The 19295-nt window shown below is 50.4% G+C and carries 16 protein-coding genes; 12 read left to right on the top strand and 4 right to left on the bottom strand.

The genetic code is table 11. The features are described 5' to 3' along the window. Nucleotides 1-36: 36 nt before the first annotated feature. The 8 genes from IQ265_RS16445 to IQ265_RS16410 all read left to right on the top strand — a co-directional run bounded on the left by IQ265_RS16445 (nucleotide 37) and on the right by IQ265_RS16410 (nucleotide 10368). A complete protein-coding gene (locus tag IQ265_RS16445) occupies nucleotides 37-1176 on the top strand; it encodes a glycosyltransferase (protein WP_194055524.1) in 1140 nt (379 codons plus the stop codon). Nucleotides 1177-1328: 152 nt separating this feature from the next. After that, the gene (locus IQ265_RS16440) at nucleotides 1329-2171 is read left to right on the top strand and encodes an FkbM family methyltransferase (protein WP_194055522.1); all 843 of its coding nucleotides are present in this window, start codon (nucleotides 1329-1331) and stop codon (nucleotides 2169-2171) included. A 225-nt stretch (nucleotides 2172-2396) separates the two neighbouring features. Next, entirely contained in the window at nucleotides 2397-3305 is a 909-nt protein-coding gene (locus IQ265_RS16435) for a glycosyltransferase (protein WP_194055521.1), read from the top strand. Next, nucleotides 3302-4444, top strand: coding sequence for a glycosyltransferase family 4 protein (locus tag IQ265_RS16430; RefSeq protein ID WP_194055520.1), 1143 nt, complete (start codon nucleotides 3302-3304; stop codon nucleotides 4442-4444). Before IQ265_RS16435 ends, IQ265_RS16430 begins: the two co-directional genes overlap by 4 nt. Then, nucleotides 4431-5684, top strand: a complete 1254-nt coding sequence (locus IQ265_RS16425; protein ID WP_194055519.1) for a glycosyltransferase family 4 protein — start codon at nucleotides 4431-4433, stop codon at nucleotides 5682-5684. The genes IQ265_RS16430 and IQ265_RS16425 overlap by 14 nt, the downstream gene beginning before the upstream one ends. A 934-nt stretch (nucleotides 5685-6618) precedes the next feature. Then, nucleotides 6619-8007, top strand: coding sequence for a hypothetical protein (locus IQ265_RS16420; protein ID WP_194055518.1), 1389 nt, complete (start codon nucleotides 6619-6621; stop codon nucleotides 8005-8007). A 28-nt stretch (nucleotides 8008-8035) separates the two neighbouring features. After that, entirely contained in the window at nucleotides 8036-9199 is a 1164-nt protein-coding gene (locus IQ265_RS16415; RefSeq protein WP_194055517.1) for a glycosyltransferase family 4 protein, read from the top strand. Continuing rightward, nucleotides 9196-10368, top strand: a complete 1173-nt coding sequence (locus tag IQ265_RS16410) for a glycosyltransferase (protein ID WP_194055516.1) — start codon at nucleotides 9196-9198, stop codon at nucleotides 10366-10368. Before IQ265_RS16415 ends, IQ265_RS16410 begins: the two co-directional genes overlap by 4 nt. 319 nt (nucleotides 10369-10687) lie before the next feature. Here IQ265_RS16410 and IQ265_RS16405 read toward each other — a convergent pair whose 3' ends face one another. Then, nucleotides 10688-12199, bottom strand: a complete 1512-nt coding sequence (locus IQ265_RS16405; protein WP_194055514.1) for a UbiD family decarboxylase — start codon at nucleotides 12197-12199, stop codon at nucleotides 10688-10690. Nucleotides 12200-12408: 209 nt separating this feature from the next. Here IQ265_RS16405 and IQ265_RS16400 point away from each other — a divergent pair, with 209 nt between their 5' ends. From IQ265_RS16400 to IQ265_RS16390, 3 genes are all read left to right on the top strand, one after another. Then, the gene (locus IQ265_RS16400; protein WP_194055512.1) at nucleotides 12409-13149 is read left to right on the top strand and encodes a DUF4333 domain-containing protein; all 741 of its coding nucleotides are present in this window, start codon (nucleotides 12409-12411) and stop codon (nucleotides 13147-13149) included. Between the two features lie 143 nt (nucleotides 13150-13292). Further along, nucleotides 13293-13985 carry a MotA/TolQ/ExbB proton channel family protein gene (locus tag IQ265_RS16395; protein ID WP_194055510.1) on the top strand — a complete coding sequence of 231 codons (693 nt, stop codon included), beginning with the start codon at nucleotides 13293-13295 and terminating at the stop codon, nucleotides 13983-13985. Between the two features lie 9 nt (nucleotides 13986-13994). Further along, nucleotides 13995-14405: a biopolymer transporter ExbD gene (locus IQ265_RS16390; protein WP_194055508.1), complete on the top strand. Its 411-nt coding sequence runs from the start codon at nucleotides 13995-13997 to the stop codon at nucleotides 14403-14405. 58 nt (nucleotides 14406-14463) lie between these two features. On the opposite strand, the gene IQ265_RS16385 is transcribed toward IQ265_RS16390, so the two are convergent. Beyond that, nucleotides 14464-15747 carry a glycosyltransferase family 4 protein gene (locus IQ265_RS16385; RefSeq protein WP_194055506.1) on the bottom strand — a complete coding sequence of 428 codons (1284 nt, stop codon included), beginning with the start codon at nucleotides 15745-15747 and terminating at the stop codon, nucleotides 14464-14466. 602 nt (nucleotides 15748-16349) lie between these two features. Here IQ265_RS16385 and IQ265_RS16380 point away from each other — a divergent pair. Then, nucleotides 16350-17324, top strand: coding sequence for a CIA30 family protein (locus IQ265_RS16380; RefSeq protein ID WP_194055504.1), 975 nt, complete (start codon nucleotides 16350-16352; stop codon nucleotides 17322-17324). Nucleotides 17325-17414: 90 nt separating this feature from the next. Here IQ265_RS16380 and IQ265_RS16375 read toward each other — a convergent pair whose 3' ends face one another. Then, nucleotides 17415-18068, bottom strand: a complete 654-nt coding sequence (locus IQ265_RS16375; protein WP_106868565.1) for a DUF3318 domain-containing protein — start codon at nucleotides 18066-18068, stop codon at nucleotides 17415-17417. A 75-nt stretch (nucleotides 18069-18143) separates the two neighbouring features. Next, a complete protein-coding gene (gene dusB, locus IQ265_RS16370; RefSeq protein WP_194055662.1) occupies nucleotides 18144-19220 on the bottom strand; it encodes a tRNA dihydrouridine synthase DusB in 1077 nt (358 codons plus the stop codon). Nucleotides 19221-19295 lie beyond the last annotated feature (75 nt).

Raw genomic sequence — 19295 nt, 5'->3', positions numbered from 1 at the left:
TGAACCTCATTGTAAATTTAAATTCTCCAAGCTGGGATGCTTCTGATTGTTCTCACCTCTCTTTGCGCCGAAGGCACCCCTGTGCTTGTTCTCGAACTCTGCCGCTGGTGGTTGATTTGCGGCATTCGGCCTACTATTGTACTTTTTTATCCTCAGCCCAATGATTTGGCTCCTGAGTTTGAGGCATTGGGCATTCCTCTAATCTACCTTCAACTTCCCAAAGCTGGTCTAGGCCGTTACGCCAAACTTACTAAAGAAATCTACCAACTTTGTTATCAACTCAAACCTTCGGCAGTGCTTTCTATGCCCTTGGGCTGGCATACTTGTGTTGCTTACGGAGCAAAATGCGCTGGTGTTAAGCGAGTAGCCGCCCATGTAGGAAATTACCCACCGCATTGGAGCGGCTTGGCATTTCAAAAATTTCGCCTGCAAATTCAGCTAGGGCGTCCAGTAACAGATCGATTGATTTGTTGTAGTAACTACATCCGTCAGGGAGTACTAGCGCACTTTAATCTCACTCCTACCGAGGCTGTCACGATCTATAACGGCTGTCCTTTTAATTGCGTAGCTAATCCAGTAGCGAAAGTAACCGTTCGCTCCGACAATCGTCCTTTCATTGTCGGAATGGTAGCGCGACTAGAGCAGCACAAAGACCAGCCGACCCTAATTCGAGCGGCAGGACTGCTAAAGAACCAGGGGTTCAAAATTCAAGTTAACTTAGTTGGAGAAGGTCGTCGCCGCAAAGAATACGAAACTCTTATTGATGAGTTATCGCTGCAGGACACGGTGTACCTGCTAGGGATGCGGCGCGACATTCCATCCTTGCTCCAGCAGATGGATGCCTTTGTATTTTCGGCCAAACCCGACGAGGGCTTTGGGATAGCTCTCGTGGAAGCTATGGCAGCAGGAGTACCGATTGTAGCGACCGATGTTGGGGCTTGTAGAGAAATTCTTCAGAATGGTTTAAGCGGGATTCTAGTTAAACCAGAAAGTCCTGAGCACCTTGCCAAAGGAATTTTGACCGTCATGAATTTGCCCTATGAAGCGGCAAAACGGACTCAGATCGCTCGTGAACGTGCCCAATCAGTTTTTAGCATTGAAGCAATGGCTCAAGCCTATTCCCATGAACTCAGATTGAGCAACAAAACAACACAGCAACGCGCTCTTAATGGTTAATCAAACAGTTTTTACTTAAGAAATTGGCAAATCTAAATGACAGCTTTACTAACTTTAAATGAGGACAGAACCTACAATATAAATCCCAACGCTTATAGCTATCTCTTCGTTTTAAGTTTATCTAATCTAAAAAAGCTAGAATAACAACACGTATGTTCTTAAAAACTATTCCTCAAAATATAGATTTTCAGAAACTAATAAAAGCTATTAGACCTGCGAGTCTGCAAAGCCTGCTAATTCGCTTCATTTATGGAAACTTGGAGAAGCGTAGAATTCTAGTTTCAGATAAAGAAACAGGTCTTAGTCATTGGGTAGATCCCTTTTCTAACTTAGGCAGCTCTTTGGTTTCCATCGGGACTTATGAGCAGGCCACGCAGAAGATTTTAGCAGACTCAATTCATGAAGGCAGCATCTGCATAGATGTAGGAGCAAACGAAGGTTATTTCACCTGCTTAATGGCAAAGCTTGCTGGAAAAACTGGCACAGTGCTTGCTATCGAACCGCAGTTTCGCCTCCTGCCGCTAATTTTTGAAAACCTCAATGAAAATTTATGTTTTAACGCTACTGTTTTCAACTTTTGTCTATCGGATAAGCCCAACGAAAAGTTGTCGATAAATCTCTGGCCTGAGACAAATACAGGAGCATCTTCCGTGGCCAGGCATTACCGATGGGGTTCAAAAGCGCAACAAATTCATGCATTTAACCTCGACTTTTTGTTAGAAAATAAAAATATTGAGGCAGTAGACTTCGTTAAAGTTGATGTAGAAGGTTATGAGTACGAAGTCGTTTGTGGTATGCGTAAGTCTCTTGCAATGGGGAAGATAAAGGCTGTAGCAATTGACTATCACAAAACAATTTTAGAAAGTCGAGGCATAGATCCCTTGGATATCCATGAAAACTTCAGTCAAGCAGGCTACATATCAAGCGATAATCAAGTCATTTTCGATGGCTATGAAATTTATCGCTACAGATCTTCTGCACCTCACCTTAAGTGATGAAACATGGATGGAGTATACACAATTCGAGTAGCTCATGTACTGAATGGCCTAGATAGAGGGGGAATTGAAAATCTTTGCCTTCAGCTAATAATTCATTCCCCTAGCGAAACCGAGCATGTCTTAATAAATCTAAACTCTGAGAAGCTAGATATGCTCCCTAAGTTTCAGCAAATCAGTAATTTAAGGATAATAAATTGCCAATATAAGTCAAGGAATAAAGTCATGTTTGTACTCTCTCTTGCCTACCTTCTTCGGCGAGAAAAGCTTAATGCAATCTTAATTCAGCCATTTGGAATCCACGTTTTAGTTGGTTTTGCTGCACGCTTAGCGGCCATTGATGTAGCAGTTGCTCATGCTGGAAATCCTGCACCGTTCAACAGCCGATCTAGGCGTCAGTGGAAGCGTATCATTCAGGTATCTAGGCTCTTGGATATTCCTATTCATGCCTGTTCGCAGGCTACACATAATTCTTTGCAGACGTTAGCACAACTGCCTAGGTTTTCCTTTCCAATTCCAAATGGTTGTGATATTGAGAATATAGTGAGACGATCACAATTGACTCAGAAAAAAAAGGTCAATTGTGACGTCTTCATTATTGGTATGGTCGCAAGGTTAGATGCGATTAAAGACCAGGCAACCCTAATTCATGCATTTTCACGCTTATTCATAAGTTACAAAAATGTCGAGCTATGGCTAATCGGGGAAGGTTCTAGAAAAAGTTACTTGGAGAAGCTCTGCGATCGCTTAAATCTAAGCAGAGGCGTAAAATTTCTTGGAACACGCTCTGATGTACCGGAGCTCTTAGGGCAAATGGATGTTTATGTCTTCAGTACTACTGAAGCAGAAGGCTTTGGCATTGCCTTGGTTGAAGCAATGGCGGCATCCTTGCCAATCGTTGCAAGCGATGTTGCTGCCTGCCGGGAAGTACTAGACAACGGAAAAGCCGGAGTCCTGGTTACAGCGAAGGATGTTTCTGTTATGGCAAAGGTATTGGAAGGCTTTATCCTATCGGTTGATGAGCGTAAGCAATGGGGTCAGTTGGCCTACAATAGGGCCGTCAATCACTACAGTATTCATACCTGTGCCCAGCGCTGGTATGGCCAGTTGCTGAATCCTAGAGTACCTGTATGACTTCTACTCAACGGGTGCTGACCTTAGTAGGAGACCCTAATCAAATTAATACTTGGAGTAATATTCCCTACTTTTTCCTAAAGGCTGGGCAAGCAGCAGGATTTCTGCATCGTGGCCTGCCCCTTCAACCCGAAAAACTAAACCTACAGCGCCTGCTGTGGAATGGATGGCAGCACATTACCACTGCTCATCATGGAGGATTTCAGTACTCCACAGCTGGTCTTAATCGGCTATTTGCTCAGGCAAAGTTAGGCAATAAACCAACAGATATCATTAGTCATTTCCCCCTGCTGCCTCCTATGCCCTGGCCATCATCATGGAGTGTAAGTTATTATCTAGATGCAACAACGAAGCAAATTTTTGAAGATTATGGGTTACGGACTAAGGTAAGCCCTAACATTCGACGAACGGCCCTAGAACGGGAAAAAGCTAATTTTCAAGCGTGCGATCGAATCATTTGCATGAGCACCTGGGCCGCCCAGTCGGTGGTCAAAGATTATGGCATCTGTTCGTCGAAGGTGCACATCATACCTGGCGGGGCCAATCTCGACGACGAAGCGTTACCGCCATCTTCCGCTTATTTTTCGCCCCTGCAACCCTTGCGTCTTGGGTTTGTAGGCAAGGATTGGAACCGAAAAGGCTTGCCCTACCTGCTCCAAATTGCTGATGTGCTCTTGAAGAAAGAAATGCGGGTTGAGGTCGTTGTTGTTGGCCCCTCAACCGATGATCTGCCAACACACCCAGCGATCAGAAGCGTGGGATTTATCAACAAATCTACTCATCTGGCCGACTATGTTCAGCTTGTGCAAAGCTTCCACTTTGGCTGTTTATTTTCAGCGGCAGAAGCGTTTGGTATTTCAAATGTAGAATGTTTAAGGCTAGGAGTTCCGGCGATCGCCCATCGAGTTGGTGGTATTCCTGCTACCCTACCGGAAGAGCTAGGGCACTTGTTTATTCCAGGAACCCCTCCGCATGTAGTGGCTAATGTTTTAGCAACTTACATTCAAGACCTAGATCGCTATGCAGAACTCCGGCAGCGGGTTGCAGCAAGAGCCAAAGAGTTTTCTTGGAACAACACTGTTCACAAATTCATTCAACTCTGGCAAGGAGCAGACACCTTTTCCTATGACCATTTCTAGCTCTAAACCAACCTTTGCGGTCTTACAGGCCGGGGCACGCATGCACTATGCTGTTCCAGCACTTCTGGCACAAACCCATCAGCTCAAGGCATTTTATACAGATTTACACAGCAATCATAGCTGGTTACAGTGGCTCAACCAGGAGGAACTGCCGACGCCAAAATCTCTTAAGCGTCTATTGGGGCGCAAACTTCCTGCCGATATTCCGCGATCACTCGTTCGGGATCAGCCCTTTAGAACCCTGACGGCCACGCTGCTGAATCGACTACCTGGTGTTTACCTCGATTCTGAACAAGCTGTATTAGAACGAGCACGGCAGGAACACTTTGCCCAGGCGTCTGCTCTCTACACTAATTTTATCAATAACGATTTACCCGTCGTTCGTGCCGCCAAAGCCGCTGGTTTATTTTGCATCCACGAACTGATTATCAGTATAGATGTTGGGCGTGTTTTATTGGAAGAACGACGTAAATTTCCCGGCATTGAACCCCATGGAGAAACAAAAGCAGTTGTTGAGGCAGGTATTCAGAAAGATCAGGAAAAATGGGCAACCGTAGATCGGGTACTAGTGCCCTCACAGTATTGTTTTGACAGCTGCGTTGCCCTAGGAGGAGACCCCAACAAGTTATGGATTGTTCCCTACGGTGTCCAGGAAGAGTGGCTAAAGCTTCCTGCCAACCCTGCACCAGGTAGAATTTTGTTTGTCGGCCAAGTGGGCCTGCGAAAAGGCAATCATTATTTAGCAGAAGCAACACGTTTACTCAAAACCCGAGGATTTCAAGGAGAAGTTCGAGTCGTAGGGCCTTGGCTTGTCAACGTTGAAAACTCACTTTTCCGGGGACCAAAGTATTTGGGTCAAGTACCTCGATCACTCATTTACAAGGAATTTTGTCAGGCAGATGTCTTTGTTCTACCGACCTTATCGGAAAGTTTTGGGTTGGTTCATCTAGAGGCTTTAGCCTGCGGCGTACCGGTAATTACCACTCCCCACTGTGGCTCAGTGGTGCGCGATGGGGTTGAAGGTTTTATTGTCCCCATCCGAGATGCTGAGGCTTTAGCGGAAAGAATCGAACGGATAACCAACGATCGGCAACTCCGTGCTCAGATGGGGCAGGCTGCCCGCCGCCGCGCTCAAGAATTTACCTGGATGCATTACCGAGACCGACTACAAAAGGCATTGGATCCTCAGAACAGTGACAATGCAAAAACCTCACTTCAGCAAAATGAATATAAAAGTTAAGTATCTTGCTTCTTCTCTAAAAAGAGACTTTTATCGCAAAGCAATCTATGCCTGAGCTGCGGCCATTCTATAGCAGAAGTGGTTGAAAGAAAATATTTGATTACAGATTTGAGGTGGTGCAAAAACTGCGTCTTTCTATTTATCATACCTGACACAAGTGATTAAGAAAGTCAGCATTTTCATCAGCAAGATTATACTCAAGGAGTTACAACAGAAGTTCCTGATAATACCTGACTCGATGATCATCTTGGAACCGGATCTGCGAACTTAGAAAAGGATTTTACATCTTACTTGAAATTTTTTGAGGCCCTTGAAGTAAAGCCTGGGAAGTCAATTCTAAATTATAGCTGTTCCTGATGATATAGATCTCGACAATTTCAAGCAGCAGGTTATCGAGTAAAAGGTTTTGAGATATTTAAGCCTCATAGTGAATTCGCTTGTCAACAATTAGGTGTTAGTGTCAAAAATAATTTGTCAGATATTCAAGGCGAATTTCATGTTATTTTTTTCGGCCCACGTTATCGAACATTTACCTGCCGTCTCAAATTTTCTCGAATTTGCTTAGCGTCATCTTGTCCGGAACGAACTCATAGTGACCATCTCTACTGGATCAGAGATATATCGAAATCTTCACCGTAAAAGTTATAAAAGGTTATCGTGATTGGTACGTCCTCAACTTTTAAATGAAGTGTACTACAGAGAATCTTTTAGTGATTTAAATTTTGTATATTTCTTCACCGTCTTATCATTACGCACCACTCTGCCTATGGAATCAGCAAAATTTTTAGCTCAGTTCTCTCGAAGGAGCAGAATTGCTATGTGCTTGGAGAAAGGGTTAATAAACTTTTAGCAAAGAAAAACAAAGGATAAGTAACTAAGTATTTCCGAAATTTCGAGAGCATAGTTTTAGTTTTAGTGGAACGAGTCCTAAAATATGCTGATTGACTATTTCATAGCCTTGACAATTTCTATTGGAGTGGTTTCCTTGGGCGCAATTTGGATTGCCTATCGACGTAGCCATGATGCCTTGCATCCCATGATTTTTTTAGGGTTAATGCTGTTCTACTTATATAGCTACCTACCCTTAAGCCTTGCACAAAAAAATTCTGCTCATTTGCAAACTTTTCTTTCCGCTCAACAGCTAGAATATGTTCAAACAATAAATTTTGTTGGGGTTTTAAGTATTTGTCTTGGTGTATTAATCAGCGCTAGGAGAACTTCATTTAGTCCTTTTCTTCAGAATTCGTGGATACTCACGATTAGCGTTCGAAGGCGACTTCAGCGTGGTGCTATCGTCTGCGGTTTTCTCGGCATCTTAGGATTTGTTTATGGCATTATTCAACGCGGAGGATTGAGCTCGGCCTACGGTCGTGCCTATGGTGGAGGATGGAGTGAGTCGGGCTATATTCGTGAGGCGATTCTTTTGACCTTGCCTGCCCTTCTTTGGTTTATGGTGAGTCACTTACACCAAAAGATGAAATTGAAGGACTGGGGATGGATTTTTCTGTTTACTGCTCCCATATTGATACATGGGCTGTTGGGCGCTCGGCGTGGCCCAACAGCCATGATTTTAATTGCATCAGTAGTCGGTTGGTTCTTTGTTCGCTTTAAGCGTCCTCATCTTAGGCAAGTCGTTCTAGGGGCAGTGGCTCTTGGGACGTTAATGCTTTTTCTAGTAGCAAATCGAGGCAGTATTTATCTTGGCTCAGACTTTGACTTCACGAATTCCTCTAGCTACGCCTCTGAAATAGTTAGTAGTAACGAGTTTATTTATGGCGGTGGTGTTATAGTTAATGCAAACAGTACAAATACGTTCTTTTGGGGAAGACGATATTTTACAATTCTGTTTATTCGCCCGATCCCTAGATTTCTCTGGCCGTCTAAGTACCAAGATGCTAGCAGAATGTTAGGAATCCCAAATCTAGAACTAAACTTGGGTACAGGAGGAGAAACTTTTGTTGAAACTCTGGGTTGGGCTGGAGCAGTTGGCTCCGCTCCGGGCATTGTGGCAGATATGTGGCTAGAATTTTGGTGGTTCTCTCCTTTTGTCTTATTTGCCATCGGCTGGCTTTATGGAATGACATGGCGAAGAGCGATTAGGAGAGGAGGTTTGTGGATTTTAATCTACACACTACTAGCAGCTCTTTCGGTATATCTAGTAATGCAGACTCTAGAAGCAATGGCTTTTCGGTTTTTGCTAATGACCGGTGCAGCTTGGCTAATTTGGAAATATTCCACTGACGGTCGCTCCTTTCAAACCCAGTCCTCTGTTTTGCCCTACTCTTCCCATACATCACCGATGCAATCATCTTTTTATAAATGAGGTTTTTGATTCTACATGGGTAAGTACTGTGAGCCCAATAGCGATTATTCATACCCAGTGCGGCCCTTACCACTTGGCTCGCATCCGTGCACTTACCTCTGCTTATCCTGGAAATGTAGATCTTATTCAGCTCGCTGCTCAAGAAAGTCAGCGCCGGTGGATTGTAGATGATTGCTCAGTTAAAGTAACAACTATTGCTGACGGAGTTTTAGAAGCATACGCAGCTAGCGATCTAATCAAAGGTCTGCTTGAGCACTTAACAAAAACTCGACCTTCCATACTCATTGTTGCAGGATATAATCAACCTGCAATGAGGGCAGCTATTAAATGGAGTAATCGGAATCAAATTCCGGTTATTCTGTTGTCGGACTCGCAATATTGCGATCGCCCCCGCAACCCTGTTTTAGAAGCCATTAAAGGACAATGGATTTGTCGACGATGCGATGCCGCCTTTGTCGCAGGAGCGAGTGCTGCCTGCTATCTAGAAAAACTTGGTTTCCCTAAGCACAAAATATGGCGGGGCTACGATGTTATCGACAATCACTATTTCAGCAAAGCTTCGCATTTAGTCAAGCAAAATAAAATTTATGAGCGTGAGAGACTAGGCTTACCAGAAAGGTTTTTTCTTTATGTAGGTCGATTTTCCCAAGAAAAAAACCTCTTGCGTCTGCTAGAAGCATTTGGGTTATATCAAAACGCACATCCTTCCGAGCCATTAACGCTAGTTCTAGTGGGCAGTGGAGATCAAGAATTAGTTCTTAAGGATAAAGCAAAGAGGTTGGACTTGAAGAACATAGTCTGGCCCGGGTTTAAGCAAATTAGTGAGTTGCCAGCTTACTATGGCTTAGCCTCAGCATTTATCCTACCAAGCATTAGTGAACCCTGGGGTTTAGTAATTAATGAAGCAATGGCTTGCGGGTTGCCAATTTTGGCATCTTCTCAATGTGGAGCGATTTTCGACTTGGTTTTTCCTGGTATTAATGGCTCTGTGTTTAATCCGTGGGAGAGTCAAAGCATCAATCAGTCCATGACATCCTTTAGTCATTATTCTGTCAGTCTTCAAAAAGATATGGGGCAAGCTTCTCAACGCATTATTCAAGATTTTAGCCTTGAAAGCTGGGCAATTGCTCTCACAGACTGCATTATTCAGACAAGTCGATCTTTTAAGACCTCTACTAACATCCTTGCATGAAGGTCTTATTAGTTGTGCCCTATATTAGTTTTGTCTATGGCGGCACAGCTCGTGTTGTTAGAGATCTAGCCTGTGCCCTTGGCCAGCAAAGCATTCATGTGGATATAGTCACCACAAATGCCAACGACGGCAACACTTTAGATGTACCTTTTGAGCAATGGGTGATCGAGACCCGTTTTCGAATTCAGTACTTTCCTTGCTGGCATCGATACGATCTAGTATTTAGCCTGTCTTTACTTAAATGGTTGAACCAGCATGTTAATGACTATGATTTAGTGCATACTCACACGTTGTTTTCTCCCATGCTGTCGCGGTTGCATCGTCTGTGCTGGAGCCGTAGCATTCCTTACCTCATGACTCCCCATGGTATGTTAGAGCCTTGGGCACTCGCCCACAAATCTAAAAAGAAAGCTTTTTACTTGCAAATGGTGGAGAAAAATGCTTTGTCCAAGGCATCTGCCATTCAAGTCTTAACCCACAGTGAAGCAAAAAACTTGGCCGCTATGGGCCTAAAGAATATGGCCCTATTACCCAATGGAATTGATGTCAAGGCTTTGCCATGTCCCTTTGGCTCTGAGCTCTTTTATCAGCATTTTCCTGAAGCAAAAGGAAAAATTCTAATCCTTTTTATGAGCCGTCTTGATCCGAAAAAAGGCTTAGACTTGTTGGCGAAGGCATTTGCTAAAGCCCGAGCCAAATTCCCAAACATTCACTTGGCTATTGCCGGGCCTGATAGCGTTGGTTACAGCGCCAAGGTTAAAAAATACTTTGCCGATGTAAGTTGTTTAGACGCCGTAACTTTTACCGGAATGCTAACCGGTGAGTTGAAACAAGCCGCTCTAAACGTTTCTAGCATATTTACATTGCCATCCTATTCAGAAGGTTTTAGCATCTCGGTGTTAGAAGCCATGGCTTCTGGTTTACCATGCATCATCACCACTGGCTGCAATTTTCCTGAAGCTGCAGAGGCTGGGGTAGCCCAAGTCGTTGCTATTGACTCAGAGGCTATTGCTCAAGCATTAATTAACTGCTTATCCGATTGGTCTTCGGCTAAAGCTGTAGGTGCTCGTGCCCGTAAATTCATTTTGGATAATTATACATGTGACAAAATTGCGGTTCGACTAATAGCGGTCTATGCGGCCATTCTCGAAATGAGAAGTAGCCAGTGAGGGACTAAATCACAAATTAGCTACCGGATGGCAATTTTAGGTGAAAAAATCCTTTTTTTCTCCAAAGCCGCCGCAGACTGGCGATAGTCTAGCGTTTTAGGGGTTGACGGCTGCTCTCTACGCTAACCAACAATCGATATTCCCCGAAGTATTCTGTACTACGTTTGATAGAGTTGATGCAGATTTGCTGCCCCTCCATGTGGCGACAGAGCTTGCTGGCTACAAGGCATCATCATCTCAGCCTTAACCATCCTCCCAAGACTACAAGCTCAACTAGCGCCAAAATAAAAGTTTCACCATACCATCGTGTGCTCTCCCCTTAGCGCAGGTCGTAGCCAAATAAATTGGGGTCGACATCGCCCAGGTTTAAATCACCCAACCCATACTCTGCCCAGCGGCCATCTACCAGCGTCGCTGTCGCCGGGTCGGGGGTGAGTTCCTCGCTCCAAGGGCGATCGGTTTCGGGGTAGACCTTGGTGGTAGCATCGATGCCCATGCGGCTGCCCAGCCCCGGTTTTTCGGTGGCAAAGTCGAGGCGATCGAAGGGGTTATTGGGCAGAATAAACACGTCGCGTACGGGGTCGACCTTGGATGTCACCGCCCACATTACCTGGCGGGGGTCGCGAATGTTGATGGCTTTATCAACCACAATCACGAACTTGGTGTAGCTGAACTGGGGTAGGGCTGACCAAAAGGCGAGGGCTGCCCGCTTAGCCTGACCTGGGTATGACTTTTCAATTGAGAGTACGGCCGCTTTGTAGCTCAGCCCCTCCATCGGCAAAAAGAAGTCCTGAATCTCGGGCACCTGCTGGCGCAGGATGGGATTGTAAATGCGGTTGAGGGCGATCGCCATCATGGCGTCTTCCTTGGGCGGGCGACCGCTAAAGGTGGTCATATAGATTGGGTTTTTGCGGTGAGTCATACAATGGAACCGCAGCAGGGGCGCAGCTTCATTGATGCCGCCGTAGTAGCCAATGTGGTCGCCTGCAGGACCGTCAACGGCGGTTTCACCAGGGGTAATGGTGCCCTCTAGAACGATTTCAGAGGCGGCAGGTACCTCTAAATCAACGGTTTTGCATTTGGCCAGACTGAGTCCTTTGCCCGCATAGAGTCCAGCGAATAGCCACTCCGACAGATCGATGGGCAGCGGCGTGGCGGCAGCCAGAATTACCAGGGGGTGAACGCCGATCGCGATCGCCACCTCCAGCTTTTTGCCCATTTCAGCCGCTTTGCGCAGGTGGCGACTACAGCCCCGCACCGAGAGCCACTGGACTGTGGCGGTATTCTTCGACTGCTGCTGTAGCCGGTAGACCCCCACGTTAGGAATATTAGTTTCCGGGTCTTTTGTGATCATTAGGCCTAGGGTAATCACCTTATCGGCGTCGCCAGGATAGACCCGCAGCAGCGGTATTTGGTTGAGATCAACGGCATCGTCCTTGAGCACCACCTGTTGACAGGGCGGCAGCAGATCGCGCACGGGCTTGGCCTTGACCACATCGAAAAGCGCTTTGCCCAGATCAATCGCCTGGGAAAACTGTTTGGGAGGACGGGGCTGGTAGAGCAGTGCCAGTTTTTCGCCCAGGGTTTCTAGCTCCTCAGGATGCTCCATACCCATGGCCCAGCACACCCGCTCTACGGTGCCCAGCACGTTGATAGCTAAGGGCATAGTGGCTCCCTGCACATTCTCAAACAGCAGCGCGGGGCCACCGCCGAGCAGCAGGCGGTTAGCAATCTCAGCAATTTCTAGATTGGGGCTAACGGAGGCCGCAATGCGACGCAGCTGCCCACGCTGCTCGAGCAGGGTCAAAAATTGCTGTAGATCTTTTGCCATAATGCCGAAATGTTTGTGAACGAGTGTTAAGAGCTGTCTTCATTATGGTGGAGACTGGGGTCAGTCCAGCAAAAATTGTGCCTTCCCTTTGGTCACGGCTTTGGGTGCTGAAGGTAGTGGAGATAGCGTGCCTTAGACCCCCCTGGCTGCCACAATTGGGGTACTACCATAGTCAATACCCAACTTAACTCTAAGGATTCACTGGCTCGATGGACAGGCGCAACCCAATACCTCGCGTAAATTTTTCGCCATCTCTGCTCGGGCTGCTCGGGCTGGCAGTCCTGGGCTTGACGGCCTGCGGCAATCGCCTCGACACCGCCGACATCGAAGCCAACATTCAGGCCGATATCGAGCGCCAGGGGCGGCGACTGTCACTCAGTGCGGTACGCTGCCCCAGCGACGTCAGCCGCCAGGCGGGGGCCTATTTTCGCTGTGTGGGAGAGTTAGACCCTGAGGGTACGTTCACGATCAATGTGACCCAGCAGGACAACCAGGGCAATGTTACCTGGGAGGTGCCCAACTCTAAGGTGCTGCTCAACCTGCCCACGGTTGAAGACACGATTCAGCAGGAGCTGTCTCAGGCCTTTGGGCAGCGCGCCCTGATCGACTGTGGCACCGCCACATATCGGGTCAACCAGCCGGGCGATCGCTTCCAGTGTCAGGTAGTGGGTGGTTTAGAAACAGGGTCTAGTAGCATTGATTCAGTGCTAGTCAGAATCGACCCCGACGGCAATTTAAGCTGGCAAGAGCTGCAGTCCACCACGGCAGCGTCAGCGGCGGTAGCGCTCAGCAGTGCCTCAACCGCCCCTGCGGTGCCAGCCCAACCTGCGTCTGCTCCCCCGGCCAATGGGGCTGAGCCGCAGGCCGCTCCGACGGTCAAAACTACCGCTGTGACCGGTCCCACGGGCCGGGTCATCAACCGTCCCTACCTTCCGGGCGACAATGACTAATGTGGGAATAATAGAGCTGCGGGTTTAATTTGTTCTTAAAGCGCTAAATCCCATGCGTTAATGTGTGAGGCAGCGGCTTTCGATACGCTTATCCTGGTAGGCAGACCTGCTCGCACAACCAACTTCAACCTTAGTTCTGGGCTATGACAACTGTTCTTGATTTTTTAGCGAAGGGTGGGCCGGTCATGGTGCCCATTTTGGGCTGCTCGGTGCTAACCATCGCCACCGCCCTAGAGCGCGCCCTGTTTTGGACTAAGCTACTGCGCCGGGAAGACCAGGTGGTCAGCGAGGTGCTCGATGCCTCCCGTCGTGATCTGACGCAGGCGGCCGCGATCGCAGCCCAGTCCCAGGACCTACCCATCGGTCGGTTTTTGCTCGCGCCCCTGCGGCTCAAGCAGCCCTCCCCCGACACCTTTCGGCTGGCGATGGAAACAACGGGCGATCGCGAGTTCGTCAAAATGCGCAAGGGCGACAAACTGCTCGAAACCATTGTGGCTATAGCCCCCCTGCTGGGCCTGCTGGGCACGGTAACAGGGCTGATTGCCACCTTTGGCAACCTCAACATTGGCGGCGGCGGCACGGGTGATCAGGCTACGGCGGCAGCGGCAGGTATTGGTGAAGCGTTAATTACCACCGCCGCTGGCATGATTGTTGCCATTATGGCGCTGCTAATCTTTCGCGTTCTGGTCACCCTCCAGGCCCAGCAGATCGACTACTTCTCCGATGCTGGCAACGAGCTAGAGCTAATCTATCGCCAATACTGGTACGAGCCTGCCGCCCTCGCCACCGACAAGGCCCGCCACAGCGACTTTGTCGGTACCCCAGAGCGAATTTAGTAGGCCTCCATGCGCTTTAAATCTAAATTAAGCCCTAACCCGCCCCAGGTCGATCTGGTGCCCATGCTCACGGTCATGATGGGCATTCTGGCCTTCTTCGTTACTATCACCATGACCCTGGGCAGCGAGACGCTGATCGAAGTTCAGCTTCCCGCCGAGCAGCAAGACAACGCCCCACCCCCGCTGCCCGCCGATCCGTTCATTGTGGAGCTAGTCGGCGAAAATCAGGTGCAGCTCAACGGTCAGCCCATCGAAGTCGATACCCTCAAGGGTCAGATGGACGCCTATCTCAGCCGCAACCCTGAAAATATTGTGTTCCTGTTGCCCAATCAAGACCTCCCCTACGAGCAGGTCATGCAGTTTCTGGGCGAAATGCGTTCCGTAGGCGGCAACCGGGTCTCTCTTGCGATCGAAGAATAGGCGATCGTCATCACCCCCTCCCGTCACCCTGGGCCAGTAGCCAAGCCGGCTCGCCCCCTTACTTCTGCACCGGCTGCAGCGCCAGTATGACCTCTCCATCCAGCGGTTGCCGCTGAGGCGCAGTCAGCGTGTAAAACAGGGCCTCGTAGCGATCGATCGCGCGCTTAGCCGAGTAGTGCTCTAGCGCATACTGACGGCCTTGACGGGCCAAAGCCTGAGCTTTCTCGGGCTGGTGATACAGGTCGAGAATCCCCTTAGCTAGAGCCGTTGGGTTCTCGGGTTCAATCACAATGCCGCCGCCGCTGGCCCTAACGGCCTGGGCCGCCGTGCCATGGGCCGGTACCGATGCCAAAATTGGCCGACCGCTGGCCAGCAGCACCTGAGTTTTAGACGGCATGTTGAAGCCCACCACGCCATGCTTCTGCAAAATTAGCCCCACATCGGCGGCGGCCAGCATATCGGGCAATTCAGCTCGGGGCACAAAGGGCAACAGCAAAACGTTGGTTAGCCCCAGCTGCTGGCGAAACCGGTCGAGCACCGCCAGCTGTTTCCCTTCGCCTACAATTACCATACGAATATCGGGGTAAGCGGCTAACGCCTGGGCGGCGCGAATAGCCGTTCTGACCCCCTGAGTTTCGGCAATATTGCCCGTGTAGAGCACCACAAATTTGTCCTGTAGCTGGTGGCGACGGCGAAACTCGCTGCTGGCCTGGGGCCGAGGTGCAATAAAATCGACATCCACCCAGTTCGAAATAGGCACCATTTTGGTGTCGGGTACCCCTTTGGCCAGCAGGTTATCGCGAAAGCCTTGGGCAATCACGCTGATGCGGGTAGCGCTGCGGTAGGCAAACGATTCCAGCAGCTCAAACAGTCGAATGGCCCACGGGTTGCGGAGTAATCCGGTTTGGATGGCGGCCTCAGGCAAAATATCCTGCAGGTTGAGCACGCTGGGGCACTGAAACAGCGTCTTGAGAATGGCGACAGGCAAGCAGGCCGGCAGCGACGGGCTGGTGTTGAGAATAACGTCGGGACGCCAGCCCCGCAGCGCTGGCCACAGACTCAGGGTGATAAAGCTCGACTCCAGCAGCAGTCGCCCCACCAGCCCCCGCTTCGGGCAAGCCAGTACAAAGCAACGCTGAATAGTAACGCCGTTGCGCTGTTCGGTAGCGTACAGACGGCCCCGATACTGAGGATAAATAGTGCGCTCAGGATAGTTGGGCATGGCGGTTACCACCCGCACCTGGTGACCCCTAGCGGCTAGCCCCTCAGCCAGCTCAGTCATCAATGGCGCAATACCAATAGGCTCAGGATGGTAGTTGTAGGAATAAATCAGAATTCGCATGGACAACGCCTGCTCTAGAAAACCGCGTGCAAGATGTCTGTAGGGGCTGTTGGGAAAGGGGGGCTATTGGAGACGGCTGTTGGGGCAAGATTCTGGTTAAGCCCAGTCCAGCAATAGTTTCAGGCTCACTTTAGGAATGGTGTCCGGGCGCAGTACTTGGCCCGCTTTCATTAAACTGAAAGTCTAAGGGGTAGTCAGGACGCCTTTGGGTGTTGTTTATGGAAGATTGATGCATTGCCCTGGTTAACCTCATAGAAGCTTCGCCTGGAGGCAGCTTAGACCGCTGAGCTGCAAGCCAAAGTGTCTGCCCGGTGGCCGGGCACTCTAGCCATCGTCACAGTGGTCATCAGCACCGAAGCCATCGATAAACTCAGCATACCCAGGCCTATTCACCGGGTTAATGAGTAAATTCACAGAAAAACTTTTCTTTTGCTGCCGCCTCGCACAGCCATAGCTCTGTGCCATCCGAGATTTTGCTGTAAGTTATCACTATGGTTTGGAACCCTCTACGGCTGCTTAAAACACTGGTCCACTTTGATGTGGCAGGGCCTTTAGCGCCAGTATTGAGAGGGCTGTCTGAGCTAGCTGATCCAGGTAGTGCAATGACGCCGTCTCTCGACCCCGCTAGCTTGAACCCAGCCTTAGCTCAGCCGAGCGTGTACCTGTTGGGCGGCGCAGCTGACTGGGTCAACAGCCTGATCGAACCCCTTGGTTCACTGGGGTACAGGGTTGAGGCCCCACCGCAGGCCGCTGAACCCGCTCATATGAGGAATGTTGCGCTAGTTGTTTGGTCAGCCACCGATCCTGAGGGTGGTCTTCAGCCTTGGCTGGAGCGAGTGAGCCAAATGCCCAATTATCAGGAGGCTACCCTGTTCGATTTTCGGCAGTCTGATCCGGCGATCGCAGCGCTGTGGGGCAGCCTGGACGACGGAGTGATGGGGGGTGTTAGCACCAGCCAGGTGCAGTGGCAGAACGGCCTGCGGTTTGTGGGGCAGGTTTCTACGGCCAACAGCGGTGGGTTTGCCTCAGTTCGCACGCGCAATCTTGAGCCGCCGCTAAATTTGGGGCAGTGGCAGGGCACGGTGCTCTATGCTCAGGGCGACGGCCAGCGCTACAAGTGGATCTTGCGCGACAACCCCGGCTGGGATAGCCTGGCCTACTGCCGCTCGTTCGATACCCAAACCGATCGGTTGAGCGAGGTTAGGGTTCCTTTTTTAGAGATGGTGGCCACCCGTCGCGCCCGCACGGTGCCAGAGGCTACGTCGCTCAACCCGGCGCAGCTCTATTCAATGCAGCTGATGCTGAGCAAGTTTGAGTATGACGGTGGGCTAAACCCAGCCTTTCAAGCCGGCTCGTTTGGGCTAACGGTACAGCGCTTGGGGGTTTACCGTCAGGGGCCAAAGCCGTTGATCGTGCTGCCTAGGCAGAGTGCTGAGGTCGCGCCACAGTTGACGGCGGCTGAGCTGACGGGAGTGATTCCTCAGGGGTCTGGGTTTGCGGTAGTTGGGGCCAGCAGGAACTTGCCGCTGGGGATTGAGCCAGCGGTAGTAGAGGCGATATTGCAGGCGGTGCATTAGCTCGTATGAAAAGGAACCGAATGCCTGTGCTGATTACCTAGATCTAGGCTTAAGCACAGACACCCGGTTCCTAAATAGCTGTATAGAGCCTTAATAGGCTGATCGCATGTCGCCCCGCTCGGCCCGAGCGCTTTCCTTGGCTTTCGCTGCGCTCTTTTTGAGAGCCTCTAGACGCTTGATGTAGCGATCGCGCTGGCGCTTCTTAGGGGTTTGCTCAATTAGGGTCTTGAGAGCGCTGCCCAGGCTTTTGTAGGCGTTGGGCAGGGTGTAGCCAAAGCGAGTGGCAATGGCGATCGCCCGCTCGTCGGCACTGATGCTCTCTTGGAGGGTTTTTTGGTTGTTGTTGCGCTTGTAGAGCCGCCAGCTGGAGAAGCCACACAGGCTCAGGGCGAGCATCAGCAGCAGACCGTCCTGCACCCACAGTTCGCCCACCGCACCGCCCAAACCAATGGCCAACGCCGCCATTTCCCAACCGTCGCGGGGAATCGTGTCGTTTTGAATGCGACCCACCTCGTGCCAGAACAGCAGGTTGCGCTGATCGAGGGCCAGCTGCTCCCATTTGATCAGATCGACCTGAATTTCGACCTGGTCTTTGCCCAGTTCTTCGCAGGTAATCAGCGGCGGGGTGACGTCAATCGCCGACTCCACCGTCACCCAGCTCTGAAGCTCGGGGGGCAGTAGGCTTCTCAGACGGCGAAGCTCACCCATATCGGCGCGGGCAGTGGCGGTGGCGTACGAGGTCATGGAGATTACGGGGTGGAAACTGCAAATTAAATTTATTAATAGATCCTACCTTAAAGCCCATTAGTCAAGGGTCGGTTATCCGATGGGTAGAACTTCATTACATCTAACCGACCAGAGCGCGGGGCGTTCGACCGCTACGATCGCGTTTTCTAGCTCAGCGATCGCGCCATCGAGCAGCGCATACCCAGCCTCGACAGTCTCAATTTGGCAGAGCTGTCGGCGCAGGGGAGCGGCCCCCTCAAAGCCTTTGACATACCAGGCCATATGCTTGCGAGCCTGGTGGATGCCCTTCTGCCCCTTGTACCGCCACAGCAGGCCCAGGTGCTCGCGGGCGCAGCGCAGTCTATCTGTAGGCGTGGGCACTGCAGGAACGGTGCCGGTTTTGAGAAAAGCATCAATTTCGCCGACCAAGAAGGGGTAGCCCAGGGTGCCCCGAGAGCACATAACGCCGTCGGCCCCGGTCTGCTCCAGGCAGCGCACCGCCGATTCTACCGAGACAATATCGCCATTGGCAATCACCGGAATGCTCAGCGCTGCCTTGACCTTGGCGATCCAGTCCCAGCGGGCGGGGCCGTGGTAGCCCTGATCGCGGGTGCGGCCGTGCAGGGTGAGCATTTGCGCCCCTGCCGCCTCCATACGGCGGGCAAAGTCAATGGCGTTGATGTGGTCGTCATCCCAACCAATGCGGGTTTTAACGGTGACGGGTACGGGGACAGCCGCTGCGACGGTGCGCACGATCGCCTCGGCGACTTCGGGCTGGCGCAGCAGCGATGAGCCCCCCCCTTTTTTGGTGATTTTATTCACCGGGCAGCCCATGTTGATGTCGATGGTTTGGGCTCCTTCGGCCGCAGCTTTGCGGGCGGCAGCGGCCATAAAGTCAGGCCGACAGTCAAATAGCTGAATGCTGATCGGCTGCTCGCTGGCGTCAATGTCCATAATCTTTTCGAGCTGCTGGGCGTGACACAACCCGGTGGCCTGCACCATTTCGGTGTAGAGCATGGAGGTGGGGGCGTAGCGGCGCACCAGCTGGCGAAAGGCGCGATCGGTCACCCCGGACAGGGGCGACTGCAAGACCCGGCTGTGCAAGGTTACAGCGCCAATGGCTAAAGGCGATCGCAGCCGCTGCTGTAGGGTAGGAGACAGGCTAATCACCATACGTTAAATCAAGCGTTTACTAACCCGAGTTCGAGGGCAGCGGAAGACTAACCTGTCGCTTAGGTTTGCCGG

The sequence above is a fragment of the Nodosilinea sp. LEGE 06152 genome, assembly GCF_015207525.1.
In the GTDB taxonomy this organism is placed as follows: domain Bacteria; phylum Cyanobacteriota; class Cyanobacteriia; order Phormidesmidales; family Phormidesmidaceae; genus Nodosilinea.
The sequence above is the reverse complement of the archived record's forward strand: the minus strand, read 5'-3'. Positions and strand labels throughout refer to the sequence as shown.